Consider the following 25,532-nt stretch of genomic DNA (forward strand, 5'->3'; position numbering starts at 1 on the left):
AACTCACAGGGCAGGCTGCGCGCCCAGTAGGAAATCCCCTTGGGGACGGCCCAACCTTGGCGTTTTTGGCACGGTATGATCGCTCCGATAACCACACGGAGCGAGACATGCCGGTCACCGCATTGCGTCGCAGCAGGCATCCAGGCCGACACGGCCTGCGCCGTTGTCTTTGCCTGGCCCACGAGGCCGGCCCGCTTTCCCGCGCTTCAGGTGATGCGTTCGCGCACCGCCACGGAGCGCGCCGATGAGCACCTTCACCAATCCCCTCAAGCAACGTCTGACGGAAGCCGATCCGCTGTTCGGCCTATGGCTGTCGCTCGGCAGCGATGTCGCGGCCGAAGCGCTCGCGCATGCCGGTTTCGACTGGCTGCTGATCGACATGGAGCACGCGCCGAACGATAGCGGCGACGTCGCGTCGCAATTGCGCGCAATCGCCGCCGCGCATCTGCCGAGCGAGCCGGTGGTGCGTGTGCCCGCCAGCGAGGCCTGGCTCGTCAAGCGAGTGCTGGACGCCGGCGCGCGCACGCTGATGTTCCCGAATATCGAATCCGCCGACGACGCGGCCCACGCCGTGCGTCTCACGCAATATCCAACCGCCGATGCGCTTGACGGTCAGCGCGGCGTTGCCGGCGTGGTGCGCGCGGCGGCCTACGGCATGCGGCGCGACTACGTGCAGACGGCCAATGCGCAGATCGCGACCATCGTGCAGATCGAATCGGCGCGCGGCTTGCAGGAGGTCGAGAAGATCGCGGCGACGCCGGGTGTCGCTTGCCTGTTTGTCGGACCGGCCGATCTGGCCGCGAGCCTCGGTCATCTTGGCGATTCGAAGCACGCCGACGTGCAGGCGGCGATGGCGCGGATTGTCAGCGCCGCCGACAAGGCCGGCATCGCGGCCGGCATTTTCGCCATGGACGTCGCGAGTGCGAAGCAGCATCGCGATGCCGGTTTTCGTTTTATCGCTCTGGCCGCCGACGTCATATGGATGTTGCGCGCGACCCGCCAGGCGTTGCAGGAGGTCAGGTCATGAAGGGGAAGGTGCAGGGTGTCGTCGTGCGGGTGGTGGTCACGGCGGCGTTGCTGGCGAGCGGCGCGATGAGTGGGGCGGCGTATGCGCAGGACCGGCCGGCGAAGTCGACCGATCCGGAGACGCAAACCGCGGTCGCCGACTACAACGCCGGCAACCTGGGCGCGGCGCTGGCCGAATTCCGCACGGCCGCCGAGCGCGGCAACCGGCTCGCCGAGTTCAATTACGCGATGATGCTGCTCAACGGTGAAGGCACCCCGGTCAATGTCGACGAAGGCAAGAAGTGGCTGCGCAAGGCCGCCGATGCCAACATGTCGCACGCTCAATACGTGTACGGCAAGATGTACGACGATGGCGAGTTCGTCGGGCGCGATCCGGTCGAGGCGCACCGCTGGTTCCTGAAGGCCGCGCAACAGGGCCATGTGCAGGCGCAGCTGGCGCTGGCCAACCAGTTCCTCGACGGGCGCGGCACCGAGCGCGACAACAAGCAGGCTTTCGTCTGGTACAAGAAGGCAGCACAGGGCGGCGACATGACCGCGCAATACGTGACCGGCTCTTTCTACGAGCGGGGCGGCGACGGCGTGGACAAGAATCTGAACGTGGCGCGCGCCTATTACGCGGCGGCGGCGGCGCAGGGCGATCCGGCGGCGCGTCTGAAGTATCAGCAACTCAGCGCGCAACTGCGGGATCAGAAGGAAGTGAAACCGCAGTAAATGAAACAGGGGCGCTCCCGACGACGGTGCGCCCCTTCTGCATTCTGATTGTTCGTTTGGGCCTGCTCAAACCGGCTTCGACTTTCGATCTTCGACAACCGCCGCGTTGACCCTTCGCCGCGCTAACTCTGCATCAGCCGCTTCTGCCGCGCGACGCTCATGATGAGGCCGATCGCAACCCCGAGCGTGGTCAGCGCGGTGCCGCCGTAGCTCATGAACGGCAACGGCACGCCGACCACCGGCAAGATCCCGCTCACCATGCCGATATTGACGAACGCGTAGGTGAAGAACGCCATCGTCAGCGATCCGGCCAGCAGCCGCCCGAACAGCGTCGCGCCGTTGGCCGCGATATATAGCCCGCGCGCAATCAGCAGCATATAGAGCGTGAGCAGCACAACCCCGCCGGCGAGACCGAACTCCTCGGAGAACACCGCGAAGATGAAGTCGGTGTGCTTCTCGGGGATGAACTCCAGATGCGCCTGCGTGCCCTTCAACCAGCCCTTGCCAAGCGGCCCGCCGGAGCCGATCGCAATCACCGCCTGAATGGTGTGGAAGCCCTTGCCGAGCGGATCGGAAGTCGGATCGAGCAGCGTACAGATGCGGTGCTTCTGATAGTCATGCATCAGCGGCCATTGCACTTCGGGCTGACAGATCTTGTCCTGGAACGTCGCGATCGCCGCGACCGCGATCACGCCCGCGATCAGCACCGGCACGATCAGCTTGAAACTCAGGCCCGCGAAGTAAATCACGAAGAGGCCGGCCGCGAACACCAGCACGGCCGTGCCCAGGTCGGGCTGCTTGGCGATCAAACCGACCGGCACCGCGAGGATCAGCAGACCGACCAGAAAGTCATACCATCGCATCACGCCTTCGCGGCGCTGGTAGTACCAGGCGAGCATCAGCGGTGTGGCGATCTTCAGAATCTCCGACGGCTGGATCACCACGCCGACATTGATCCAGCGCTTGGCGCCCTTGCGCGTGAGGCCGAACATCGCCACCGCGACCAGTAACGCGATCCCGAACGTATAGAGCGGGACCGCGAAGCGCATCAGCGTGGTGGGCGGCACATTGGCGAGTCCCCACATCAGCACGAAGGTCAGCAGGATGTTGCGCAACTGGTCTTCCACGCGGCCGGGGACGTCCAGACTTGCGCTGTACAGCGTGACGATGCCGACGCACAACAGCAGAAACACGATCAGTGCAAGCGGACGGTCGAAGCCCGCGAACATCCGCTTGATGCGGTCGATCCAGGCGCGCTTGTCGAATTGCATGCCTTTCTCCTTACTCGTCGATGCCGCCGCCAACCGGCTGGCGTGGCGACGTGGCCTGAATGGCGTCGTCCCGCGATGGAGCAGCGGCGGTCGGCGCCGCTTCGCTAGCCGGGCGGGGTATATGCGGAGCGCCGGATTTACGCGGCGCCGATTTTTTTGCAGTGGCGGACGCGGAGGCGGGCACAGCCGCCGACGCACTTGCCGCCACTGCGGCGGAAGCCGCTGCCGGCGCGGAGGCGGCATTCGCAGCCGAAGCCGCCGAAGCTGCCGCCGCCGCCGAAGCCGCGCCAGGGATCGGCAACGCGGTGAAGCCCGCCGCAACCTTGACCGGTTGCGCCGCTTCCGGCGTTGCCGGCGCGTCGCCGACCTGAGGCGCGGACGCGTCCTGGGTCGCCGACGCCGCGGCCGCGACGGCCGCCGTCTGAGCGCCTGGCTTGTTCTTGCCGACGAGGTAGTAGTCGAGCACCTTGCGCGCAATCGGGCCGGCCGACTCCGCCCCCCAGCCGCCGTTTTCGACGATCAGCGCGAGCGCGATCTTCGGCTGCTCGGCCGGAGCGAACGCGATGAACAGCGCGTGGTCGCGCAGATGTTCGGCGGTCGCGTGACCCTTGTAGTTCGCGCCTTGCAGCGAGTAGACCTGCGCCGTCCCGGTCTTGGCGGCCGCCTGATACTGTGCGCCGATGAACAGTTTGGATGCCGTACCGTTGGTCACGACCGCTTCCATCGCGTGCTTGATGATGTCGATGTCCGACTGCTTCACCGCGATCTTGTCGCTCGGATCGCGCACGACCGCACGGGTGTCCTTGGTGATCGGATTTTCGATGTCGCGCACGAGGTGCGGCTTCATCACGACGCCGTTGTTCGCGAGCGTCGCGGTGGCGTGAGCGAGCTGCAGAATGGTGAACGAGTTGTAGCCCTGGCCGATGCCGAGGCTGATGGTCTCGCCTTCATACCAGCGTTGCTGCTCGGGCCTGCGGTACGCCTTGCGCTTCCAATCGGTCGACGGCAGGATGCCGCGCGCTTCGCCCGAGATGTCGATGCCGGTGATCTGGCCGAAGCCCCACGGCTTCATGAAGTTGGCGATGTTGTTGACGCCGAGATCGTGCGCGAGCATGTAGAAATACGTGTCGTTCGACACCACGATCGCGCGGTTCATGTCGACCCAGCCCTGGCCCGAGCGCACGTCGTTGCGGAACGTGTGGCCGCCGAACGTGTACGAGCCCGGATCCTGGAAGCCCCAGCCCGGCGTGCGCTTATGCAGCGTCAGCGCGGCTAGCGCCATGAACGGCTTGTAGGTCGAACCCGGCGGATAGGTGCCGTGCAGCGGCCGGTTCAGCAGCGGATGGTCCGGCGAGTTGTTGAGCTCGTCCCAGGTCTGCTGGTCGATGCCGTCGACGAAGGAGTTCGGATCGAAGCTCGGCGCCGACACGAACGCGAGCACGTCGCCGGTAGCCGGTTCGATCGCGACCAGCGCGCCGCGGCGTCCGGCGAAGGCCTGCTCGGCGACCTGCTGCAAGCCGATATCGAGCGATAGCACGAGGTTGTTGCCGGGCGTCGCCTGAGTGCGCGACAACGTGCGCACCGGCCGGCCGCCGGCCGTCACTTCCACTTCCTCGAAACCGGTCTGGCCGTGCAGCTCGGTCTCGTAGCTCTGCTCGACGCCGATCTTGCCGATGTAGTCGGTGCCCTTGTAGTTGTTCGCGTCCAGACGCGGATCGTAGTGGTCCGGATCGCTGTCATTCTGGTCGCTGGCGTCGTCGATACGCTCCTGATCGCGCTGCGAAATCCGCCCGATGTAGCCGATCACGTGCGCCGCGGTGGGCCCGAGCGGGTACTGGCGGAACAGCCGGGCGCGCACTTCCACGCCGGGGAAACGGAAGCGCTGCGCGGTGAAACGCGCCACTTCGTCGTCGGTCAGGCGGGTGCGGATCGGCAGACTTTCGAAGTTCTTCGAATCTTCCTGCAGCTTCTTGAAGCGGCGGCGGTCGCGCGCGTCGACCGACACGACCGTGGCCAGGTTGTCGATCACGTTTTCGAGCGAGTCGTTCAGCTTCGACGGCGTGATTTCGAGCGTGTAGGCCGAGTAGTTCTTGGCCAGCACGACCCCGTTGCGATCGGTGATGATGCCGCGGTTCGGCACGATCGGCGCGACGGAGATGCGGTTTTCATCGGCCTGCAGCGAGTATTTGCTGTAGTGCCAGACCTGCAGGAACAGGAAGCGGAAGCCAATCAGCCCGAAGCAGACGAACACAAACAGGCCCGCCGCCGCGACGCGCAGGCGGAATTTCGAGAGCTGTTGCTGAGTGTCCTTGAATTCGGTCATGCGATTCTGCAAAAGGCCGGATGACGGCCATCATGAGTGTGCGCCCAATCCGGCCGGAACCGGGAGGCATGAACAGCGATGCGCGTCGGGCGGGCCGGGCGGATGAGTTCCGTCAGAACGGAACGGCCGGCGAGCCCGATGCGGAATCAAATGGGCCGCGTATCGTCCGGATCGGCCGGGCGGCGTTGCGGCATCAACAACAGCACGCTGGCGATCGGCCACAGCGCGGCTTCGACGAAACCGTCGATCAGGTAACCCCAGCCCGGAAACGCCGCGCCCGTCAGCAGACGGATCACGAACGGCACCAGTTGCGCGACGACCAGCAGCGGCATCACCGCGAAGGTCTGCACGCCGAGCGACATCCACAGCACGCGCCGGTGGATCGTGATCGCGCCATACGACAGCAGCGTGTACGCCAGCGCGTGCTCGCCGAGCAGGCTGGCGTTGTGGACATCCATCAGCAAGCCGAGGAAAAACGCGATGCCCATGCCGACTTTGCGCGGCTGGTGCACGTTCCAGAACAGCAGCACGAGCGCGACGAAATCCGGCACGCCGACGAGACGCCCCCACGGCATCAGGTTCAGCAGGAACGCGGCGGCGAGGCTGAACGTGATGAAGTACGGATTGACCGGCTGCAGAATGTATTGCGGACGGTTCATGGCTGGGCCCCCGGCATAGCTTGCGGCTTCGCGTTCTTCTCGGCGGCCGGTTTCTTGTCGGTGGCGGGCTTCTTCTCAGCGGCGGCCGGTTTGGCCGGGGCTTTTTCGGCGGGCTTGGCGGCGGCGGGTTTTTCAGGCGGGGCTTTTTCGCTTGCCTTGGTGGTGGGTTTTTCAGCTGCGGCTTTTTCACCCGGCCTGGCGGTGGATTTGTCCGCCGCGGCCTTGCCGTCCGCCGGTTTGCCGCCCTTTTTCGCCTTCGCTTCCTTTGCAGCCGTGGCCGCGTCGGGTTGTTCGGCAGGACGCGGCGGCACGTCGTTCACGTAGTGCAGCACCAGCAACTGACGCGCGCCGCGCACCGGCGCGACCGGCAGGCAAACCACGCGCGCGAACGCCGTGTCAGCCTGCTTGTCGACCCGCACCACCTTGGCGACCGGCAGTCCCGGCGGATACACGCCGTCGAGTCCGCTGGTCACGAGTTCGTCGCCGGTTTGAACGTCGGCGCTGATCGGCACGAAGCGCAGATCGAGCGTGTCGCCCTTCGGCGTGCCGTAGATCACGCTGCGCAAGCCGGTGCGCACGATCTGCACAGGCACCGCCTGATCCTTGTCCGTGAGCAGCGTGACCTCGGCTTGCAGCGGGAATACGCGCGTCACCTGGCCGATCACGCCGTCTTCGTTGACGACCGGCGAACCGTTCTGGATGCCCTGCTGCGCACCGCGACCGATAACCACCTTCTGCGTGAACGGGTCGCGCGTGTCGTACTGGATTTCGGCGGGCAGCGATTGGGTGGTCGAGCGCTGCGACAGTTGCAGCAGTGCGCGCAAATGGCCGTTTTCGGCGGCAAGCTCGGCGGCCGTATTGGCCTGCTGCGAGAGCTGCAGGTCTTTGGTGTGCAGCTTCTCGTTTTCCTGGCGCAATGTGGCGCTGGTCACGGCCAGATCGGCGGCGCCCATGAAGATGTCGCGCGGCACGAGCGCCGCGCGTTGAAACGGATAAAGACCCGCGCCGAGCACCCCGCGGACGATTTCGAGCGTCTGGAAGCGTGCATCGGAGATCAGCAGGGCCAGCGCCAGCACGACGAAAAACACCAGTCGTGCGAGCGCCGACGGGCCTTGCTTGAACAGGGGCGGCGGACTGTATTCCATGGTCGGCGCCGGGGGCGTGAGCAGTTGGATGAGACGGCGGCGCGCGACGGACGCGCGTTCAGCGCGCGGAGGCTGGTTGGCCCAGCCAATGGCAAACCGGCCCGCAAGGGGCCGTGTGCCAGATCCGCGCTACTGACATGGAGAGGGGCTCGCTTACTCGTACGAGAAGATGCTGCCCAGCTTGTCCATACGTTCGAGCGCCATGCCCGAGCCGCGCACAACACAGGTCAGCGGGTCTTCGGCGACGAGCACCGGCAGGCCGGTTTCTTCGGCGAGCAGGCGGTCCAGATCGCGCAGCAGTGCGCCACCGCCCGTGAGCATCATGCCGCGTTCGGCGATGTCGGCGCCCAGTTCCGGCGGCGTCTGTTCCAGCGCGATCTTCACCGACGACACGATCTGGTTCAGCGGATCGGTGAGGGCTTCGAGAATTTCGTTGCTGGAGATCGTGAAGCTGCGCGGAATGCCTTCCGACAGATTGCGGCCCTTCACTTCCATTTCCTTGACTTCGGAACCCGGGAACGCGGAGCCAATTTCCTTCTTGATTGCCTCGGCGGTTTGCTCGCCGATCAGCATGCCGTAGTTACGGCGGATGTAGTTGACGATCGCTTCGTCGAACTTGTCGCCGCCCACGCGCACCGAACCCTTGTACACGATGCCGCCGAGCGAGATCACGCCGACTTCCGTCGTGCCGCCGCCGATGTCGACGACCATCGAGCCGGTGGCTTCCGACACCGGCAGGCCGGCGCCGATCGCGGCGGCCATCGGTTCTTCGATCAGGTACACCTGCGAGGCGCCCGCGCCGTGCGCGGCTTCCTTGATCGCGCGGCGCTCGACCTGGGTCGAACCGCACGGCACGCAGATGATGATGCGCGGCGACGGCGAGAACATACGCGATTCGTGAGCCGTCTTGATGAACTGCTTGATCATCTGTTCGGTGACGGTGAAGTCGGCGATCACGCCATCTTTCATCGGGCGGATCGCCTCGATGTTGCCCGGCACCTTGCCAAGCATCTGCTTGGCTTCCTTGCCGACTGCCTGAATGGTTTTCTTGCCGTTGGGACCGCCTTCCTGGCGGATCGAGACCACCGACGGTTCGTCAAGGACGATTCCCTTGCCACGCATGTAGATGAGCGTGTTGGCAGTGCCAAGGTCAATCGCCAGATCGTTGGAGAAGTAGCTGCGAAGAAAACCGAACATTCAAAATCCTGTCTCGCTTGGGGCCGGGCCTCGCAACGTATGCGTAGGGCGGCAGCGGAAAAATAACAGCTTCAACCGGGCGGAAGCGGCGCCGCAGGGGCTTGAAGCTGCGAGGGAGTCTACCGGAGGCCGTTGCAAAGCCAATTGGACAAATCCGAATTTATCTTTGGGAATAGTTCAGAAAGGCCTTGGTAAGTCGGTCCGGGTTTGGGTCGAACGCGTAATGATACCTTATAATTTTGGATGTTTTGAAGGAAACGGTTGGCACTTTTTGCCGCCGCCGACCCCTTTTTCGAGGTCGTCCTATTGCGTCGTAACCTGCTGTCGCAGCGTCGTTTTCTTCGTGCTGCGGCGGTCCACCACATTTTCCGGTGACTGCATGGCTCTGACCCTGACCGATGTTAAGCGCATCGCGCATCTCGCGCGGCTCGAACTGGCCGACGCCGACGCTGAGCACACGCGTGCCCAGCTCAATGATTTTTTCGGCCTCGTCGAGCAAATGCAGGCGGTCGATACCACCGGCATCGCGCCGCTTGCCCACCCGATCGAGCAGATCGAAGACGTCGCGCTGCGTCTGCGTAACGACGCCGTAACCGAAACGGTCGAGCGCGAAGCTTTCCAGCGCCCGGCACCGGCCGTGCAGGACGGCCTGTACCTCGTGCCGAAGGTGATCGAATAAGACCCGCGCAGCAAGCCCGGCGCGGCTCGCGAGCCAACACGGCATGCCGCCCCGCGCGATGGGCGCGCGCGTGTGCGCCGTCGCCGGCTTCCTCGGCCCGGCTTGCCGGCGGGCAGCCGAACGCCTCCACGGCAGCGCGACTACGCTGCCGCGCTTTCCAGGATAAAACGCAATGTATGAAAAAAGTCTGACCGAACTGCGCGCCGCACTGACGGCCAAGGAATGCTCCGCAGTCGAACTGGCGCAGCTGTACCTGAAACGGATCGACGCGGCCAAAAGCCTGAACGCGTTCATCCAGGTCGATCACGATCTGACGCTCGCGCAGGCGCAGGCCGCCGACGCGCTGCTCCACACCGGCCATGCCGGCCCGCTGGTCGGCCTGCCGATCGCGCACAAGGACGTGTTCGTCACTAAGGGCTGGCGCTCCACCGCCGGCTCGAAGATGCTGTCGAACTACGAAAGTCCGTTCGACGCCACCGTGGTCGCGCGTTTGCAGAACGCCGGCATGGTGTGCGTGGGCAAGACCAACATGGACGAGTTCGCGATGGGCTCGTCCAACGAGAACTCGTACTTCGGCCCCGTGCAGAATCCGTGGGACCGCAAGTCGGTGCCGGGCGGTTCGTCGGGCGGCTCGGCGGCGGCGGTGGCCGCGCGTCTCGCGCCCGCCGCAACCGGCACGGACACGGGCGGCTCGATCCGTCAGCCTGCGTCGTTCTCCGGCATCACCGGCATCAAGCCGACCTACGGCCGCGTGTCGCGTTACGGGATGATCGCGTTCGCGTCGTCGCTGGATCAGGGCGGCCCGATGGCGAAGAGCGCCGCGGACTGCGCGACGCTGCTCAACGCGATGGCCGGCTTCGACGAGCGCGATTCGACCAGCCTCGTGCGCGACGACGAAGACTACACGCGTTACCTCGGCAAGCCGTGGAAAGAAGATGCCGCGGACAAGCCGCTCACCGGCTTGCGCATCGGCCTGCCGAAAGAATATTTCGGCGCGGGTCTGGCCGACGACGTGCGCGCGTCGATCGACGCCGCGCTGAAGCAGTACGAAGCGCTTGGCGCCACGCTGGTCGACGTCTCGCTGCCGAAAACCGAACTGTCGATTCCGGTGTACTACGTGATCGCGCCGGCCGAGGCTTCGTCGAACCTGTCGCGTTTCGACGGCGTGCGCTTCGGCCATCGCGCCGCTGAATACCGCGATCTGCTCGACATGTACAAGAAGTCGCGCGCCGAAGGTTTCGGTCCGGAAGTGAAGCGCCGCATCATGGTCGGCGCCTATGTGCTGTCGCACGGCTACTACGACGCGTACTACCTGCAAGCGCAAAAGATTCGCCGCATCATCGCGCAGGACTTCCAGGAAGCGTTCAATCACTGCGACGTGATCATGGGACCGGTCGCGCCGTCGGTGGCGTGGGATCTCGGCGCTAAGGGCGACGATCCGGTGCAGATGTATCTGGCCGACATCTACACGCTGTCGGTGAGCCTCGCCGGTTTGCCGGGCATGAGCGTGCCGTGCGGCTTCGGCGCGGGCGCGAATGCGCAGCGTCCGGTGGGTCTGCAGATCATCGGCAACTATTTCAATGAAGCCCGGATGCTGCAAGTGGCCGACGCGTTCCAGCGCGCGACCGACTGGCACCGCAAAGCACCGGCAGGAGTGTGAGCACCATGGCCAAACAATGGGAAGTCGTGATCGGTCTGGAGACCCACGCGCAACTGTCGACCCAATCGAAGATTTTCTCGGGCGCCGCCACGCAATTCGGCGCCGCGCCGAACACGCAGGCTTGTCCCGTCGACCTGGCGTTGCCGGGCACCTTGCCGGTGATGAACCGCGGCGCGGTCGAGCGCGCGATCCAGTTCGGTCTCGCAATCGGCGCGACGGTGGCGCCGCGCAGCATCTTCGCGCGCAAGAATTATTTCTACCCTGATCTGCCGAAGGGCTATCAGATCAGCCAGTACGAAATCCCCGTCGTGCAGGGCGGCCAGGTGACGATTCAGGTGCCGGCCAATGAAAAGGCGGGCAAGGAAGCATACGAGAAGGTCGTCAACCTCACGCGCGCTCACCTCGAAGAAGACGCGGGCAAGTCGCTGCACGAAGACTTCGCGGACATGACCGGCATCGACCTGAATCGCGCCGGCACGCCGCTGCTCGAAATCGTCACCGAGCCGGAAATGCGCAGCGCGGCCGAAGCGGTTGCTTACGCCAGGACGCTGCACACGCTCGTCACGTGGCTCGGTATCTGCGACGGCAACATGCAGGAAGGCTCCTTCCGTTGTGACGCAAACGTGTCGGTGCGCCCGCTCGGTCAGGCGGAATTCGGTACGCGTGCCGAGATCAAGAACCTGAACTCGTTCCGCTTCCTCGAAGAAGCAATCCAGTACGAAGTGCGCCGGCAGATCGAATTGATCGAAGACGGCGGCACGGTGGTGCAGGAAACGCGTCTGTACGATCCGGACAAGCGCGAAACACGCTCGATGCGCAGCAAGGAAGACGCGCACGACTACCGCTATTTCCCCGACCCCGATCTGATGCCGCTCGTGATCGACGCGGCGTGGGTCGAGCGCGTGAAGAGCGAGATGCCGGAACTGCCGGAAGCGATCCAGCAGCGCTTCGTGTCGCAATACGGCCTGACGCCGTACGACGCCAACGTGCTGACGTCGAGCAAGGCGATGGCCGCGTACTATGAAGCGGTGGTCGTCAAGGTCGGCCCGGCTCACGCGAAGGTCGCGGCGAACTGGTTGATGGGCGAAGTGTCGTCGCAACTGAATCGCGAAGGGCTGGAGATCGACGCTTCGCCGGTGTCGTCCGCGCAACTCGCACTGCTTCTGCAACGCATTGCCGACGGCACGATCTCGAACAAGATCGCCAAGGAAATCTTCCTCGCGATCTGGGAAGAGAAAGCCACCGACGAAGCCGCCGCCGATCGCATCATCGAAGCGAAGGGCCTGAAGCAGATCTCGGATACCGGCGCACTGGAAGCGATCATCGACGAAGTGCTCGCGGCGAACCAGAAGTCGGTCGAGGAATTCCGCGCCGGCAAGGACAAGGCGTTCAACGCGCTGATCGGTCAGGCGATGAAAGCGACCAAGGGCAAGGCCAATCCGGCGCAGGTGAATGAACTGCTGAAGAAGAAGCTGTCCTGAGTTGAACAAGCACGGCTCGGGTGTTGACACCTGAGCCATCGCGGGCTGTTGCCGGAAACGAAACTGGGGCAACGGCCCGTTTTATTTTGCGGGCCCGCTTTTGCGAACCCCTGAACGCAGATTACGGAGTGTGTGGATGGCCAGGCAACCCGAACTCGACGATTTCCGCGTGCCTTATTTCGACGACGGCAAGAACCCCCCCAAATTCTCGCTCGACAATTACAACCCGGTCGCGAAGCCATTTTCAACCGGGTCGAAAGACTCGGACCGCGTGCGTCTGTCGGTGATCGGTGGGCAGCTCGAGATCCTGCAGGAGTGTCTGCACGCGCAGCAGAAGCGTCGCGTGTTGCTGGTGCTGCAAGGCATGGACACGAGCGGCAAGGACGGCACGATCCGCGCGGTGTTTCACGAAGTCGATCCGCTCGGTTTGCGCATCGTGCCGTTCAAGGCGCCCACGCCCGTCGAACTCGCGCACGATTTTCTGTGGCGCGTGCATTCGCAGGCGCCCGCCGCCGGCGAGCTGACGATCTTCAACCGCAGTCACTACGAAGATCTGCTGGTGCCCACCGTGCGCGGCGAACTGGACGCGCAAGCGTTCGAGCGACGCTGCTGCCACATTCGCCAGTTCGAAGAGATGCTTGCCTATAGCGGCACGACCATCGTCAAGTGCATGCTGCACATTTCGAAAGACGAGCAGCGTGCGCGCCTGCAAGCGCGTATCGACGACCCGAGCAAGCACTGGAAATTCGACGTGTCCGATCTCGAGGCGCGCAAACAGTGGGACGCCTATCAATCGGTCTATCGCGACGCGTTGGCCGGGACGTCGACCGAATACGCGCCGTGGTACGTGATTCCGGCCGACTCGAAGACCCATCGCAACGTGATGGTCGGCGAACTGCTGTTGCGTGCGTTGCAAGCGCTGAAGCTCGAATATCCGCCTCCCAAAGAATCGCTGAAGGGCATCAAGGTCGAGTGACCTGGCCCGTTGGCTCCAGAAACGAATCGAACATAAAAGGAACGACATGTTGCGTGTGATTACCGCTAACCTGAACGGGATCCGCTCGGCGGCGAAAAAAGGCTTTTTCGAATGGTTCGGCGAACAGAACGCCGACGTGCTGTGCGTGCAGGAAATCAAATGCTCGCAGGACGACATGACGCCGGAATTCATGGCGCCGCACGATTTCACCGGCTATTTTCAGCACGCGGTGAAGAAGGGTTATAGCGGCGCGGGCGTCTACACGCGTCACGAACCGGACGAAGTGGTGATCGGCTTCGGCAGCGAGGAGTTCGATCCGGAAGGGCGCTATGTCGAGCTGCGTTTCGGCAAGCTGTCGGTGATTTCCGTGTACGTGCCGTCGGGTTCGAGCGGAGAAGACCGCCAGCAGGCCAAGTACCGTTTCATGGACGAGTTCATGCCGCATCTCGCCGAACTGGCTCAGGAACGCGAAGTGATCGTGTGCGGCGACGTGAACATCGTCCACAAGGAGATCGACATCAAGAACTGGAAGAGCAACCAGAAGAACTCGGGCTGCCTGCCGCAAGAGCGCGCGTGGCTGACCAGGCTGTTCGACGAAGTGGGTTACGTCGATGTATTCCGCACGCTCGACCAGCGGCCGGAACAGTACACGTGGTGGAGCAATCGCGGTCAGGCGTACGCGAAGAACGTAGGGTGGCGGATCGACTATCAGATCGCGACGTCGGGCATTGCGGGCAAGGCGAAACGCACCGACGTGTTCCGCGATATCAAGTTCAGCGACCATGCGCCGCTGACGGTCGACTACGATCACAAGGTCAGGAAGTAAGCACTCCCCGGCCCGCGCGACTCAAGCTCAATCGCGGGCCAGCTTGCCGCGCGGGCGGCCCATGCCGGCGTAATCCGGCAGGGCATCCACCGTCTTGCCGATCGCCTTCGCATAGAGCGGCAGCATGTCCGGCAGGCGCTTGATGATGTCCTGACGCCGCGCCGGCGTGTACGGATGCACGTAGATGAAGCCCCGCTCGCGATCGCTGCGCGTCGCTTGCGCGAGCTTGTCCCACAGCGTGACCGCCGCACGCGGATCGAAGCCGGCGCGTGACGCGATGTCGCTGCCGATCACGTCGGCTTCGGTTTCGTCGGTGCTCTCATACTTCATTTCCAGCAGGCGCGAGCCGATGCCGAGCGGTGCGGCGCCGAGATCGGCAAGCCCGAAGAGCTGCGGGATCGTTCCGGTCGAATCGAGCTGGCTGGCCTGGAGTTGGCCGAGCCGCTCGCGTGCATGCTCGCGCAACGCGTGCGCGATCTCGTGTCCGATCAGCATGCCGAGCTCGTTGTCATTCAGACGCGTGCGGTCGAGCAGCCCGCCATAGACGACGATCTTGCCGCCCGGCAGGCAGTACATGCGGATATCGGTCGAACGCACGACAGCCACATCCCACTTCCAGCCTTTGGCCCGCTCGTTCCATTTCAGCGAGTACGGGATCATCCTGTCGACGATCGACCGCACGCGCGTGACGTGCGCGTCGGTGTCGCCGTACAGGCGGTTCGCGTGTTCCGCGCCGTACGCGATCTGGTTGAACTCTTCGGTGGCTTGCGCCTCGAGCATCGGCGATGGGATCAGGTTGCGGAACACCAGGTAGCCGCCGTAGCGCAATTGCGTGTTCGGAGTGTAGGGCGGCGCAGACGCAGGCAGTGCGGGTGTCGCAGCGGGTGTTTTCGCGGTGACGGGTGCCTGGGCCGGCGCTGCCGCAGAGGTCGGCGTGGCGGCCGCCGGCGCGCTGCCGGCGCTGGCCGTGCCGGTGGTGTTCGGGGTGCTTGTCGCGCTGTTCGCGCCCGGCGTCGCCGATGTCGCGCTTTCAGCGGTGGCTGCGACCGTCGCCGGCTTTGCCGTCGGCGCGGCCGGCATGGCTGCCGCGTACGCGCTCGCCGGCATGATCCACGCCAGGCTGCTCGCGCAGCCGAGTGCCCATGCAGCGTGCAGCGCCGCACGGCTCGCCTTGAGCGACGGAACCCAGGTCGTGCACAAGCGCCGCGTGCGCGTTGAAAACGGGGTCTTCACGACGCGGTTCTCCACGGCGCGATACGCACCAGAAGCAGCATGCCGGGCAGCGCCAGCACCGTGCACATGATGAAGTAGTCGAACCAGCCGATCTGCGCGACCACATAGCCGCTCGCCGCCGATGCCAACGTGCGCGGCACCGAAGCCAGGCTCGTGAAGAGCGCGAACTGCGTGGCCGTGTAGCGCGGATCGGTGGTGCTCGCGATGTACGCGGTGAACGCCGCCATCGTCAGGCCGGTGGTGAAAGTTTCGAAGCCGTAGACAAGCGCCAGCGCGACCGAGCGGGGCTCGAGCTGCACGGCCCAGTCCACGCCCACTAACGCGAGCAGCTTCGTCGTACCCTGGCTCAGCCAGACGGCGATGTCGTAAATCGCCACAAGACCGGGCGACGCCGGGCCGAGATGCGCGAGCCACGCAAAGCCGAGCGTCGACACCATCTGCAGGATGCCGAAGATCCACAAGCCCCGGCCGATGCCGATCTTCATCAGCCAGATCCCCCCGACAATGCCGCCCGCGAGACTCGCGCCGAACGCGGTGGTCTTCGCGATCACGCCGATCTGCGTGCGCGAAAAACCGATGTCGAGGAAGAACGACGTGGACAGCGTGGTCGCCATCGTATCGCCGAGCTTGTACAGAAAGATGAAGGCGAGCACGAACAGCGCGCCGCGCCAGCCGTCGCGCTGAATGAATTCCTTGAACGGCTGCACGATCGCTTCGCGCAGATTCTTCGGCGGCGTGCCGTGCACTTTGGGCTCGCTGATCACCAGCGTCATCACCATACCCGGCAGCATGAACGCAGCCGTAACGATGAACACCGTGGTCCACGGCATATGGTCGGACAGAATCAACGCGAGCGAGCCGGGCACCAGCGCCGCGATCTTGTAGGCGTTCACATGCACCGCGTTGCCGAGACCCTGCTGCGTATCGCTCAGCAATTCACGCCGGTACGCGTCGATCACGATGTCCTGGCTCGCGCCGAAAAACGCGACCAGCGCTGTCAACGCCGCCACCGTCCAGATCGAATCGCGCGGCGAGACGAAACCTAAAGTCGCAATCGCGCCGGCCACCAGAATTTGCGTGACCAGCATCCAGCCGCGCCGTCTGCCCGGACGCCAGGCCGGCAAGCGCGGCACGTAGCGGTCCATCAGCGGCGCCCAGATGAATTTCCACGTGTACGGGAACTGGATCAGCGCAAACAGGCCGATTTCCTTCAGGTTGACGCCTTCGGAGCGTAGCCACGCCTGCACCAGATAGACGAGCGTGAACAGCGGCAATCCCGACGTAAAGCCGAGAAAGACGCAGATCAGCATGCGCGTATTCAGGAACGCGCGCCAGCCGGGATGTTCTTCGTGAGCGGTAAGTGCAGGCGCCTCGTGCGGCGGGTTCGACATGTGGATAACTTGCGTTAGCTTTTCTTGACGCGATAGACCGCAAGACTACCACGCCAGTTCACGCCCCATCGCACCACCTGTCCGTCGTGCAGCACGACGCGGTCAAGAATTTCGATGCCGACTTCCGGCGCGAGCGCTTCGAAGTCCTCGATCGTCAGCACCCGCACGTTCGGCGTGTTGTGCCACTGAAAAGGCAGCGACTTCGACACCGGCATGCGCCCTTGCAGCACCGACAGCCGGTGCGCCCAGTAGCCGAAGTTCGGAAACGACACGATGCACTCCTTGCCCACCCGCACCGTCTCGCGCAGGATCGCCGCGGTCTGATGGATGGTCTGCAGCGTCTGCGACAGAATCGCGAAATCGAAGCTGCCGTCTTCGAACAGGCGCAGGCCGTCTTCCAGATTCTGCTGGATCACGTTGACGCCGTTTTGCGTCGACGCGAGCACGCCCGCGTCGTTGATCTCGATGCCGTAGCCCTGCACATCCAGTTCTTCGGTCAATAGCGACAGCAGCGAGCCGTCGCCGCAACCCAGATCCAGCACGGTGGCGCGCGGTTCGACCCAGCGCGCGATCGCGCGGAAGTCCGGGCGCAGCGCCAGGTAGTCGAGTGCTCGCTGGTTCATGCGTTCACCTCGTTCGCAATACGTTCGTAGTAGGCGCGCATCAGGTTGTGATAGCGCGCGTCGTCGAGCAGGAAGGCGTCGTGGCCGTGCGGCGCGTCGATCTCCGCGTAGGTGACGGTGCGCTTGTGGTCGAGCAGCGCCTTCACCAGTTCGCGCGAGCGGGCCGGCGCGAAACGCCAGTCGGTCGTGAAGCTGGCGATCAGATATTTCGCGGTGGTGTGCGCGACCGCCGCCGTCAAATCGCCGTCGAAGGCCTTGGCCGGATCGAAATAGTCGAGCGCACGGGTGATCAGCAGGTAGGTGTTCGCGTCGAAGTAATCGGCGAACTTGTCGCCCTGGTAGCGCAGGTACGACTCCACTTCGAACTCGACGTCGAAGTTGAAGTTGTACGCGTCCAGCGCGCCTTCCGCGCGGCGCAGCGAACGGCCGAATTTCTCGGCCATGTCGTCGTCCGACAGATACGTGATGTGGCCGATCATCCGCGCGACGCGCAAGCCGCGCTTCGGCTTCACGTTGTGCGCGTAGTAGTTGCCGCCGTGGAAGTCCGGGTCCGACAGGATCGCCGAGCGCGCAACCTCGTTGAACGCGATGTTTTGCGCCGACAGCTTGGGCGTGGACGCGACCACGATGCAGTGCGCGACGCGCTCCGGATACATCATGCTCCACGCGAGCGCCTGCATGCCGCCGAGGCTGCCGCCCATCACGGCGGCGAAGCGCGTGATGCCGAATTGATCGGCGACGCGCGCCTGGGCGTTGACCCAGTCTTCCACCGTCACGACCGGAAACGTTGCGCCAAACGGGACGCCAGTGGCCGGGTCGATACTCATCGGCCCGGTCGAGCCGAAGCACGAGCCGAGGTTGTTCACGCCGATCACGAAGAACCTGTCGGTGTCGAGCGGCTTGCCCGGGCCGACCATGTTGTCCCACCAGCCGACGTCCTTCGCATTGTCGGCGTACACGCCGGCCACATGGTGTGACGCGTTGAGCGCATGGCACACCAGCACAGCATTGCTGCGCGCGGCGTTAAGCGTGCCGTAGGTCTCGACCATCAGGTCGTAACCGGCCAGCGAGCTGCCGTTCTGCAACTGCAGCGGCTCGGTGAAATGCATTTTTTGGGGAGCGACGATACCGATCGATTCCATTCATTCCGCCATTTAACAAAACAGGGCGGCTAGATGGCGTCGGCGAAACACGGAGGAGAGACTGTGTGCGCGGCTGACGACCTCTTTAGCCGCATTTATAGTGAACCGCGGGAGTATTCCCAGTGGTTCGCGCGCCCGCAATCGAGTCAGCAAATCGGCGCGTGATAGGTGTTCAGGGTGCAGTGGATTGCGGTCCTGGATGGTTCAAGAGGCCGCAGTCAGGCGCAAAGTATAGCGGAAAATCTCGCACGGCAGCGTCGCGGGCGCACCCGCGACGCTGCCGTGCCAAGCGGACTACTGAAGGATCAGCAGCAGTTGCGCGTCGGCGTGTTCGGCGGGCAGCCGCGCGAAACCGCTGCGCACATAGCGGTGCCAGCGGCCGATGATGTAGCTCAGGAGCAGGCTCGCACGGATCGCGGGATCGTAGCCGGCAGGCAGCGGGACGGCGGCGCGTTCGGCGGAGCATGCGCTTTCGCTTTCGTTCGCACTTGCACTCGCGCTCGCCTCCATCTGCGCCAGCCGCAAACACTGCTTCAGCGACGCCTCGACGCGCTCCAGCATCTGGTTGACGCGCTCGGTCAGCCGCTCATGTTCGCCGGCCAGCGCCTCGCAGGTCAGAACGCGCGTCATACCGGGATTCCTGGCGGGGAAGCTGAGCAGCATCAACGCGATCGCACGCGCTTGCAGCACGCCGTTGCTTTCCTTGTCGGCGATCTGGTTGATGAGGCCAAACAGCGTCTGCTCGATGAACTCGATGAGCCCTTCGAACATTTGCGCCTTGCTGGCGAAATGGCGATACAGCGCGGCTTCCGACACGCCGAGCCGGGCGGCGAGCGCCGCCGTGGTGATCTTTTCGCCTTTCGGCGCCTCCAGCATCGCGGCGAGCGTCTGCAGGATATGCACGCGACGCTCGCCCGGCTTCAGGCGCTGCGCGCGCGGGGCGGCCGGCGCGGTGGGTTGGTGTTCGGCTAAGGCTTCGTCAGGCTTGTCGATCGGCTGCATGGCTGTCGTCCCGGCTGCTGTCCCTTCAATCGAACCGAGCGGGTGCCCAGTCGTAGCGATTTTAACGAACGAATGCTCCGGTCGACATAGTGCGGCCGGCCGGTGCCCGGCAAACGCGCCGGCACGCCGTCCGCGTGCGGCTTGCGCGGCAGATGACCGGTGATCCACACCGTGCGGATGCCGAGGCGCCGGTAGTTCTTCAGGTGCGAGCGCGTGTCTTCGACCAGGATCGCGTCCTTGAGCGAGACGTGCGCGTCGCGCATGGCCTTACGCAACATCGCGTGGTCCGGCTTGGCGCGCCAGCGGCGGCGATCGCGCATGTGCTCGATCGCGATCACCTGCTCGAACAGACGCTCGATGCGCAGCTCGGCGAGCACCGCGCGAGCATACGCTTCAGGCGCGTTGGTCAGCACGATCTTGCGGCCCGGCAGCGCCGCGACGAGGCGCGCGATGCCGCGCTCGTGACGGATCATCGAGCCGAGGTCGGGGAAGGTGTGCACGACCTTCAGGAAATCGTTCGGATCGAGCGGATGGTGGCGCGTAAGGCCGAGCAGCGTCGCGCCGTAGCGCTGTGTGTAACCGGTGCGCAGACGGTTGGCCTCGTCGATGTCCACTTGCAGCGCGTCGATGATGTACTGCGTCATCCCGCGGTTGATCGCCGGAAAGATCGCGTGCGATGCGTGATGCAGCGTGTTGTCGAGATCGAACAGCCAGACCGGACTGCCGCCTGCGATATGCGGACGACGGCGCCGGGAAGTGGGGGTGCGCATGGTGGAGAACGCCGTTCAGGCGCGAACAGTCGCTTCACGCGGCGAACGCGGGTGGTTCGCGATGCGCGCGGCGGGAGAAGAGGGGAGAGCGGGTGCGCGCGCGGTGCTGGCGCGTGGCGGGCCGCCGTATGTGCGGTACGCGCTGTAGCGGTACGGCCTGGCAGCCTTGCCGCACGGCAAACCCGGCACACATGGGGCGCCGTTACGACGCGCCGCGTGGGCCGGGTTTGCGGCAGGAATCAATGCGAGCGGATCATCGTGCCGAACGGCTGTTCGGTGAGAATCTCCAGCAGCACCGAGTGCTCGATGCGGCCGTCGATGATGTGCACCGAGCGCACGCCGCTCTTGGCCGCGTCGAGCGCCGACGAAATTTTCGGCAGCATGCCGCCGGAGATCGTGCCGTCGGCGAACAGACCGTCGATTTCGCGGGCCGACAGATCGGTCAGCAGATTGCCTTCTTTGTCCATCACGCCGGGGATGTTGGTCATCATCACGAGCTTTTCGGCGTTCAGCACGACCGCCAGCTTGCCCGCGACCAGGTCCGCGTTGATGTTGTACGAGAGGCCGTCTTCGCCGAAGCCGATCGGCGAGATCACCGGAATGAACGCGTCGTCCTGCAGCGCCTTCACGACCGCCGGGTTGATCGCCTCGACTTCGCCCACCTGGCCGATGTCGACGTACTGGCCCGGATTGTCGCGGTCCGGCATCAGCATCTTGCGCGCGTGGATCAGGCCGCCGTCCTTGCCGGTCAGGCCGACCGCGTGGCCGCCGAAATGATTGATCAGCGTGACGATGTCCTGCTGCACTTCGCCGCCGAGCACCCATTCGACGACTTCCATCGTCTCTTCGTCGGTGACGCGCATGCCCTGAATGAACGTGCCCTGTTTGCCGATCTTCTTGAGCGCCTGGTCGATTTGCGGACCGCCGCCGTGCACGATGACCGGATTGATGCCGACCAGCTTCAGCAGGATCACGTCGCGCGCGAAGCCCTGCTTCAGGCGCTCCTCGGTCATGGCGTTGCCGCCGTATTTGATGACCACGGTCTTACCGTGATACTGGCGAATGTAGGGCAGCGCCTCGGCCAGGATTTCAGCCTTCAGGGTGGGCGCGATCTGCGAAAGGTCGGGAATCTCGGACATGGCGGCAGGCTCAGGCACGGAACAGTTAAAACAGGGCGAATTGTACAGGACTGGCGCGCTGCAACAGGGTTTTCGATACTGGCGCGGGCGGCAGGCGGCGCGGGCTTTGCGCACCGCGCAATGGCAGGCCGCAGGCCCGGCTCGACGAGCAAGCGTAACGTGCCTGCGTGACGCTTGTGAATTGGCCGAATGGACGACTCACGCAGGCTCGCCAGACGTGGCATTATTTCCTGATCAATGCCTTGGCGACACCCTCCGGCCCGTCATGAAACCGTCCGCTTCCCGCTCGAAAAGCAGTGCGCGCTGCCCGCGCTGCGGTAACTCGTTCGACTGTGGCATGCACGCGCAGCCGCTCGAGTGCTGGTGCCGCGCAATGCCGTCGTTGCCGGCGGACAGACTCGATCCGGCCAGACGCTGCCTGTGTCCGGAATGTCTGGCCGCGGAGATTGCGCGGGCGACTTACGCGGGGTCCGGCGCTGACTTGTCCTGAGCATTGCGCCGTCCACAGTCCGCCGTCCGCGGGCAGCGGCGCTTCTCTGGCGGAACGCCGGTAGCCTATGCTGCGCGATGCTGGGCGGCTAGCACGCTCAGGTCGCGGGCGACGGCTTCCAGCGCCGGCTCCCATGCGCCGAATCGCGGCTGCCGGTACAGCGTCGCGCTCGGATACCACGGGCTGTCGCTGCGTTCGAGCAGCCAGACCCAGTGCGGATTGACGTCGAGCAGTACCCACGTGCGCTGGCCGAGCGCGCCGCTCAGATGCGCCGCGGACGTGCAAACCGTGATGACCAGATCGAGCGCGCTGACAAACGCGGCGGTGTCGTCGAAGGTCGCGAATTCGACGGTGTGGTCGGTCATTGGCAGGCCGGCCGCACGTGCGGCGGCAACGTCGGCGTCCGCGCCCGGTTGCAGCGAATAGAACGCCACGTCCTGCATGCCACCGAAATGCGCGGCATAGCGCTCCCAGCCGACACGCCGGAACGGATTGCGTTGGTGGCCGTGGCTGCCGGTCCATGTCAGCCCGACTTTGAGCCGCGCTTCTCCGGCGAGCCGCTTGCGCCACGACTCGCGCGCGGCCGCGTCCGCAAGCAGATAAGGCGACGCAGCCGGGACCGTTTCTGCACGCGTGTTGAATATCAAAGGCAGGCTGAGCAGCGGAATTTCATAGTCGAACGGCGGCAGCGATTCGACGCCGCCGCCGGCGCAGTAGTGGTCCACGTGAGCGCCGAGGCTGCGCGCGAGCAGCGCGCCCATGTGCGGGAACGAATTCCAGATCAGACGGCCGCCGTCGCGATGCACGCGCTCGGCCAGCATCGGGATATAGCGGCTGAACTGCAACACGTCGCCCATGCCCTGTTCGCCCCACACCAGCAGCGTCTTGCCGGCGAGCGGTTCATCAGCCCAGGTCGGCGCCGGAAACAGCGGACGTTTGCCGCCGAGTTCCTGCGAGCCGTCCCAACGCGCTTCATGCGACAGCCAGCCGTGCACGTAATCGCCGCGCATGAGTTGCAGCATCGAGAGATTGGAGCGCATGTTGGCGTGATGCGGAGCCAGCCTGTAGGCCGTTGTCGCGGCTTGCTCCGCTTCGTCCCAGCGTTGCGCTTCGCGTAGCGCCAGCGCATAGTTGTTGTGCGTCAGCGGGCTCAGCGGCGCGCATTGCACGGCGCGTGCGCCCGCCTCGAGCGCACGCGGCAGATCCATGCTCATGCGGTATGCGTTGGTGAGATTGGTCCAGCAATCACCGTTGCCGGGTTCATCGCGGACCGCACTTTCCAGAAGCGCCAGTTGTTCGCTCAGGTCCCCGCCGGTGAGCATCAGCGCACCGGCGAGATTGCTGCGCAACTGCGGCAGTGTCGGATCGATGGCGAGCGCGCGGCGATAAGGAGCGATGGCTTCGCGATGCCGGTTTGTCATCTGCAGCGTATAACCGACACGAAAGTGCGTCAGAGCGCGATGTGGATCGAGTTGGGCAATAATGGCGGCGAGTTCGATCGCATCGCCATGACGATGCTGTTCGAGCAACGTGGCGATGAGCGATTCGAGCGAAGCATCGTCGAGCGGATGCAGTTGCGCGGCGGCATTCAGACATTGGACTTCTGTTGCCGCAATGCCGCTTTCCCGGGCCGCAGCGGCATCGCGCAAAAAATTCAGGAAAGCTGATGAGGCGTCGGCTTCGCGATCGGAGATAGGCAGCATGGGATGGTTGCGCGATGAAGAGCCGATGACGAAAGTCCGGCCCATGCGACGCTGTCGCAAAACATCATGTTACCGGCGGTAGAGCTGGAAGCAAGTCGGATCAGTCCGAACAGGTAGATTAAAGTGACGCATCGTATAACCAACACCGGCCGGGTCAATCTTGGCCATCTGTTCTGGCTGCGCAGCCTTGCCATCATCGGTCAGCTGGTGACGATCGCATTCGTGCAGATCTTCATCGGCGTGGACCTGCCATTGCCCGCGATGCTGCTCGTGATCGGCCTCGAAGTGCTGTTCAACGCACTCACGTGGTGGCGCGTTTCGCAGCAGCGGCCCGAGTCCAACATGGAATTGTTCGGCCAGATCTGGGTCGATCTGGGCGCATTGTCCGCATTGCTGTTTCTCTCCGGCGGCACGACCAATCCATTCGTTTCGCTCTACCTCCCATCGCTGGCCATCGCCGCTGCGGTTTTGCCGTGGCATCTGATGGCATGGCTCGCGGCGTTCGCCGTGACCTGCTACGCCGTGCTCGGTTTCGATTCCGTGCCGCTGAATCTCGATAATCCCGCGAACCTGTTCGACTACTATCGCGCCGGCATGTGGGTCAACTTCATGGTCAGCGTCGGGCTGATTGCATGGTTCGTCGCGCGCATGTCGCGTGCTCTGCGGCTACGTGACGCAGCGCTCGGAGAAGCACAGCAGCGCTTGCTTCACGACGAACGCGCGGTCGCGCTCGGCGTGCAGGCCGCCACCGTCGCTCACGAAATCGGCACGCCTCTGTCTACAATCGCGATGTTGTCCGAAGAATTACGCGACGCGGCACGCAGCGACCAAGGGCTCGCACCGTACAGCGCCGATCTCGAATTACTCGAGCAGCAGATGACGTTGTGCACGTCGGCACTTGCCCGCTTGCGCAGCCGTGCTTCGACCACCACCAATCGGCAACCGGTCGGCGAGTGGCTCGAGTCGTTTGGCGATCAGTGGCGCTTGCGTCATCCTCACGTGAAGTTCGAGCGGATCGGCGCGCCGCCCGCGGAGGTCAGTCTTGACGACACGGTGGCTGTCAGTCAGATTCTGACGATTCTGCTCGACAACGCCGCGCGTGCGAGCCGCGATCACGTCACGCTGTCGTGCACGCTCGCGTCGCGCGGCGACCAGATCGTGTTCGAAGTCTGCGATGCGGGCCCTGGTATTCCGGCCGCGTTACGCGGCTCTCTTGGCGCGATGCCGGTGGACAGCACGCAGGGCGGACACGGCGTGGGCCTCTATCTGGCGTTCTCGGCGGCGTCGCGTCTGAAGGGATCGATCGAACTGACCGACGTCAGCGCGATCAAGCCGCGAGGCACGCGTGCGGTGCTGAAGCTTCCGCTCGCCGGCGGGCGCAAATTTTCTGGCGCGGGCCGTCAAGGTGCCGCGCCATCCAACACGGAGAAACAGGCATGAGCGAAAAGAATTTTCTGGTAATCGACGACGATGAGGTGTTCTCCGGCATCCTCGCCCGCGGTCTGACCCGGCGCGGATACACGGTGAGCGAAGCTCACAACGCGGACGAGGCGATCAAGCTGGCGAACCAGCAGAAGTTCAGCCAGATCACGGTGGACCTGCATCTCGGCAACGACTCCGGCCTCACGCTCGTCGCACCGTTGCGCGATCTGCAGCCTGATGCGCGGATGCTGGTGCTGACCGGCTATGCGAGCATCGCGACCGCGGTGCAGGCCGTGAAAGACGGCGCGGACAACTACCTCGCGAAACCCGCCAACGTCGAAACGATTTTGTCTGCGCTGCAAAGCGAAGCGAGCGCGCTGCAAGCTGATGAGGCGATCGAGCACCCCATGCCGTTGTCGGTTGCGCGTCTGGAGTGGGAGCATATTCAGCGCGTGCTCGCCGAACACGGCGGCAATATTTCGGCCACTGCGCGGGCGTTGAACATGCATCGTCGAACGCTGCAGCGCAAGCTGGCGAAGCGGCCGGTCAAACAGTAAGCGCGGCGTCTTGCTTGCGCTTATGCAGTAAAAAAACGGGCTGCCCAATCAAAGGCAGCCCGTTTTTTGTGCATCACATTTGATCTGCGTCAGGCAATGTGGATAG

Annotated in this window: 23 protein-coding genes; 10 read left to right on the top strand and 13 right to left on the bottom strand. The window is 64.4% G+C overall.

Going from position 1 to position 25,532, the window contains the following annotated elements; all coding sequences use genetic code 11:
• Nucleotides 1–244 precede the first annotated feature (244 nt).
• Nucleotides 245–1,027 (top strand): HpcH/HpaI aldolase family protein, encoded by a 783-nt coding sequence (locus tag HV744_RS10770; protein WP_175149483.1) that lies wholly within the window; start codon nt 245–247, stop codon nt 1,025–1,027.
• Nucleotides 1,024–1,737 (top strand): tetratricopeptide repeat protein, encoded by a 714-nt coding sequence (locus HV744_RS10775; protein ID WP_175149484.1) that lies wholly within the window; start codon nt 1,024–1,026, stop codon nt 1,735–1,737. Before HV744_RS10770 ends, HV744_RS10775 begins: the two co-directional genes overlap by 4 nt.
• 122 nt (nt 1,738–1,859) lie before the next feature.
• On the opposite strand, the gene rodA is transcribed toward HV744_RS10775, so the two are convergent.
• The 5 genes from rodA to HV744_RS10800 form a co-directional block, all read right to left on the bottom strand.
• The gene (rodA, locus tag HV744_RS10780; protein ID WP_175149485.1) at nt 1,860–3,008 is read right to left on the bottom strand and encodes a rod shape-determining protein RodA; all 1,149 of its coding nucleotides are present in this window, start codon (nt 3,006–3,008) and stop codon (nt 1,860–1,862) included.
• Nucleotides 3,009–3,018: 10 nt separating this feature from the next.
• Nucleotides 3,019–5,331: a penicillin-binding protein 2 gene (mrdA, locus tag HV744_RS10785; RefSeq protein ID WP_175149486.1), complete on the bottom strand. Its 2,313-nt coding sequence runs from the start codon at nt 5,329–5,331 to the stop codon at nt 3,019–3,021.
• 146 nt (nt 5,332–5,477) lie between these two features.
• Nucleotides 5,478–5,990 (bottom strand): rod shape-determining protein MreD, encoded by a 513-nt coding sequence (gene mreD / locus HV744_RS10790; protein WP_175149487.1) that lies wholly within the window; start codon nt 5,988–5,990, stop codon nt 5,478–5,480.
• Nucleotides 5,987–7,135 (bottom strand): rod shape-determining protein MreC, encoded by a 1,149-nt coding sequence (gene mreC, locus HV744_RS10795; protein WP_175149488.1) that lies wholly within the window; start codon nt 7,133–7,135, stop codon nt 5,987–5,989. Before mreC ends, mreD begins: the two co-directional genes overlap by 4 nt.
• 153 nt (nt 7,136–7,288) lie before the next feature.
• Nucleotides 7,289–8,332, bottom strand: a complete 1,044-nt coding sequence (locus tag HV744_RS10800; protein ID WP_004189550.1) for a rod shape-determining protein — start codon at nt 8,330–8,332, stop codon at nt 7,289–7,291.
• A 379-nt stretch (nt 8,333–8,711) separates the two neighbouring features.
• Here HV744_RS10800 and gatC point away from each other — a divergent pair, with 379 nt between their 5' ends.
• From gatC to HV744_RS10825, 5 genes are all read left to right on the top strand, one after another.
• Nucleotides 8,712–9,011: an Asp-tRNA(Asn)/Glu-tRNA(Gln) amidotransferase subunit GatC gene (gene gatC / locus HV744_RS10805; protein WP_074762686.1), complete on the top strand. Its 300-nt coding sequence runs from the start codon at nt 8,712–8,714 to the stop codon at nt 9,009–9,011.
• A gap of 172 nt (nt 9,012–9,183) precedes the next feature.
• Nucleotides 9,184–10,671, top strand: coding sequence for an Asp-tRNA(Asn)/Glu-tRNA(Gln) amidotransferase subunit GatA (gene gatA / locus HV744_RS10810; protein WP_175149489.1), 1,488 nt, complete (start codon nt 9,184–9,186; stop codon nt 10,669–10,671).
• Between the two features lie 5 nt (nt 10,672–10,676).
• Complete coding sequence (gene gatB / locus HV744_RS10815) at nt 10,677–12,152, top strand: Asp-tRNA(Asn)/Glu-tRNA(Gln) amidotransferase subunit GatB (RefSeq protein ID WP_175149490.1); 1,476 nt, start codon at nt 10,677–10,679, stop codon at nt 12,150–12,152.
• Between the two features lie 136 nt (nt 12,153–12,288).
• Complete coding sequence (locus tag HV744_RS10820; RefSeq protein ID WP_175149491.1) at nt 12,289–13,128, top strand: PPK2 family polyphosphate kinase; 840 nt, start codon at nt 12,289–12,291, stop codon at nt 13,126–13,128.
• A gap of 46 nt (nt 13,129–13,174) precedes the next feature.
• A complete protein-coding gene (locus HV744_RS10825; protein WP_175149492.1) occupies nt 13,175–13,954 on the top strand; it encodes an exodeoxyribonuclease III in 780 nt (259 codons plus the stop codon).
• Between the two features lie 27 nt (nt 13,955–13,981).
• Here the strand turns inward: HV744_RS10825 and HV744_RS10830 are convergent, their stop codons facing one another.
• The 7 genes from HV744_RS10830 to argB all read right to left on the bottom strand — a co-directional run bounded on the left by HV744_RS10830 (nt 13,982) and on the right by argB (nt 21,254).
• Nucleotides 13,982–15,187 (bottom strand): M48 family metallopeptidase, encoded by a 1,206-nt coding sequence (locus tag HV744_RS10830; protein WP_425497684.1) that lies wholly within the window; start codon nt 15,185–15,187, stop codon nt 13,982–13,984.
• Nucleotides 15,184–16,578: an AmpG family muropeptide MFS transporter gene (locus HV744_RS10835; RefSeq protein ID WP_175149493.1), complete on the bottom strand. Its 1,395-nt coding sequence runs from the start codon at nt 16,576–16,578 to the stop codon at nt 15,184–15,186. Before HV744_RS10835 ends, HV744_RS10830 begins: the two co-directional genes overlap by 4 nt.
• 14 nt (nt 16,579–16,592) lie before the next feature.
• On the bottom strand, nt 16,593–17,201 hold the full coding sequence (gene metW, locus HV744_RS10840; protein ID WP_074762692.1) for a methionine biosynthesis protein MetW: 609 nt from the start codon (nt 17,199–17,201) through the stop codon (nt 16,593–16,595).
• Nucleotides 17,198–18,343, bottom strand: coding sequence for a homoserine O-succinyltransferase MetX (gene metX, locus HV744_RS10845; RefSeq protein WP_175149494.1), 1,146 nt, complete (start codon nt 18,341–18,343; stop codon nt 17,198–17,200). Before metX ends, metW begins: the two co-directional genes overlap by 4 nt.
• Nucleotides 18,344–18,637: 294 nt before the next feature.
• Nucleotides 18,638–19,345, bottom strand: coding sequence for a nucleoid occlusion factor SlmA (gene slmA, locus HV744_RS10850; RefSeq protein WP_175149495.1), 708 nt, complete (start codon nt 19,343–19,345; stop codon nt 18,638–18,640).
• Nucleotides 19,312–20,115, bottom strand: coding sequence for a pyrimidine 5'-nucleotidase (locus HV744_RS10855; RefSeq protein WP_175149496.1), 804 nt, complete (start codon nt 20,113–20,115; stop codon nt 19,312–19,314). The genes slmA and HV744_RS10855 overlap by 34 nt, the downstream gene beginning before the upstream one ends.
• Nucleotides 20,116–20,354: 239 nt before the next feature.
• Complete coding sequence (gene argB, locus HV744_RS10860) at nt 20,355–21,254, bottom strand: acetylglutamate kinase (protein WP_064266865.1); 900 nt, start codon at nt 21,252–21,254, stop codon at nt 20,355–20,357.
• 265 nt (nt 21,255–21,519) lie between these two features.
• Between argB and HV744_RS10865 the strand changes: the two genes are divergently transcribed.
• A complete protein-coding gene (locus tag HV744_RS10865) occupies nt 21,520–21,744 on the top strand; it encodes a cysteine-rich CWC family protein (RefSeq protein WP_175149497.1) in 225 nt (74 codons plus the stop codon).
• Nucleotides 21,745–21,809: 65 nt separating this feature from the next.
• Here HV744_RS10865 and HV744_RS10870 read toward each other — a convergent pair whose 3' ends face one another.
• The gene (locus HV744_RS10870) at nt 21,810–23,447 is read right to left on the bottom strand and encodes a tetratricopeptide repeat protein (protein WP_175149498.1); all 1,638 of its coding nucleotides are present in this window, start codon (nt 23,445–23,447) and stop codon (nt 21,810–21,812) included.
• A gap of 123 nt (nt 23,448–23,570) precedes the next feature.
• Between HV744_RS10870 and HV744_RS10875 the strand changes: the two genes are divergently transcribed.
• Together HV744_RS10875 and HV744_RS10880 are read left to right on the top strand one after the other, a co-directional pair.
• Nucleotides 23,571–24,887 (top strand): ATP-binding protein, encoded by a 1,317-nt coding sequence (locus HV744_RS10875; RefSeq protein WP_175149499.1) that lies wholly within the window; start codon nt 23,571–23,573, stop codon nt 24,885–24,887.
• Nucleotides 24,884–25,426: a response regulator transcription factor gene (locus HV744_RS10880; protein ID WP_175149500.1), complete on the top strand. Its 543-nt coding sequence runs from the start codon at nt 24,884–24,886 to the stop codon at nt 25,424–25,426. Before HV744_RS10875 ends, HV744_RS10880 begins: the two co-directional genes overlap by 4 nt.
• Nucleotides 25,427–25,532 lie beyond the last annotated feature (106 nt).

The organism is Paraburkholderia ultramafica (genome assembly GCF_902859915.1).
GTDB lineage: Bacteria > Pseudomonadota > Gammaproteobacteria > Burkholderiales > Burkholderiaceae > Paraburkholderia > Paraburkholderia ultramafica.